At 71.5% G+C, this 1,673-nt stretch carries 1 protein-coding gene; it reads right to left on the bottom strand.

The features are described from left to right. Window positions 1-208: 208 nt before the first annotated feature. A partial coding sequence (locus B8460_RS21985) for a hypothetical protein (protein WP_048862054.1) occupies window positions 209-1,673 on the bottom strand: 1,465 nt, incomplete at its 5' end.

Raw genomic sequence — 1,673 nt, 5'->3', positions numbered from 1 at the left:
GGATCGTCCCCGCCGCAGCCCGCGAGCAGCGGCAGCACCGCCAGGGCGCCGGCGAGCCCGGCCCGGCCGGCGGCGTTACGAAAGCGACGGCGCATCGAATTCTGCCATAGGACGGCCTCCCGCCGCGGCCGCATGGCCGCGCGCCGGACTCCTTAGCGTCCCGCGCACCCGGCGCCAAGGCTGACTTGTCAACGGTTTGCGCCGGTGCCTACCAGCTCAGTCCGGTGCCAAGCCCGACATATTGCAGGTCGATCTTGTTATGCGCGCCTCCCGCGCTCAACAGATCGAGATTATAACCATTCTGTTTCTGCTGGCCCCAGAGATACTCCAGATACAGCGACAGATAGGGCGTCACGCTCCATGTGCCGCCGGCGGCAACACCCTGCGCGTTGTAGGTCCCGACCGTGCTCGCCGTGGCCGCCGTCTGATACCCCGCCTGCCACGTGGAGAAATAACTCGCGCCGATCGTGGCCGGCCCGATCGCGTAGGAGGCGCCGAGCAGGAACGCCGTCTGCGGCCCCGTGCCGCCCGGTTGCAGACCCATGCTGGCGGCGGTGTCGTTGATCGTGCCGCCCATGACCATGCCGCCGACCGTGAGCCCCGCGTAATAGAGCTGCGCCCCGGCATAGCCGACATTCAGCCCCTGATAGGCCTGGCGCACCGGCGCCGGCGTGCCGCTCGTGCGGACGGCGGCGCTGCCGGTGTAGTCGGCATAGGCGGCGAGGCCGACCTCCCCGATCTGGCCGCGATAGCGCAGCGCCGCCTCCACCGTGTCGCGCCGCTCGGCGAGCACGCCGCCCGGCAGCAGCCCGCCGGCGGAGGCGAAATCGCAGCCCGATCCCGCCTGCGTCACCGCCCCCACCGTCCGCCCGCCATAGCTGAGCGGCGCCGAGGCGCAGCCGCTGCGTTCGTCGCCCATGATGCTGGCGCCGCTCGGCTCGAACGAGACGGCGACGTCGAACCCGGCCCGGCGCGGCGAGACATAGACGATCTTCGGCGTGGTGTACTCGGCTTCGACGTCCGGGAACGGCCAGATCGTGTTCCACTGCCGCGAGAAGGAATACGGCACGGCGCCGTTCCACCCGCCGCTGTTGAAGCGTTCGAAATTGCCCGTCATGAACAGGTCGCTCGGCCCCTCGGTCGCGCCGACGCGCAGGTTTCCCCACCCGTCCAGCCCGACATAGGCCCAGGCCCGGCGCACCTGCGGCCGGTCGCTCACCCGGCCGGGCGCCAGCGCCTGGCCATACAGGCCGCCATCGCCCTGCCCGGCATTGACGATGCCCAGATCGACGGTGCTGCCGTATTGGAGCCCGCCGGCCGTCACCCCGTCGAAGCCGGGATAGATCCGGCCGAGATCCGCCACCCGCAGGCTCGGCAGGCTGACCCGCCCCGGCATCGCGAGCCGCGCCCCCGGTCCCGCCGCCGTGACCGGCTCGACCGCGCCGGACGGCGACACCGCGAACGGCCCGGGCAGGGCGTAGCCGGTGACGCCGTCCTGATAATACGCCGTGTTGGCGTCCGCCTGCGCATAGCCGCCCAGGAACAGCTGCAGCTTGCCGTGCAGCCGGATGGTGATCGTGTCGGTGTCGCCGGCCTGTGCCGGCCCCTGATCGGGCGGCGCGGGGGCATCGGACAGGTCGTATGTCACCTCCTGCGCCGTCGCCGGTCCGGCG

It is taken from the genome of Acidisphaera rubrifaciens HS-AP3 (genome assembly GCF_000964365.1).
GTDB classification, from domain to species: Bacteria; Pseudomonadota; Alphaproteobacteria; order Acetobacterales; family Acetobacteraceae; genus Acidisphaera; species Acidisphaera rubrifaciens.
This window is presented reverse-complemented; position numbering and strand designations above follow the sequence as displayed.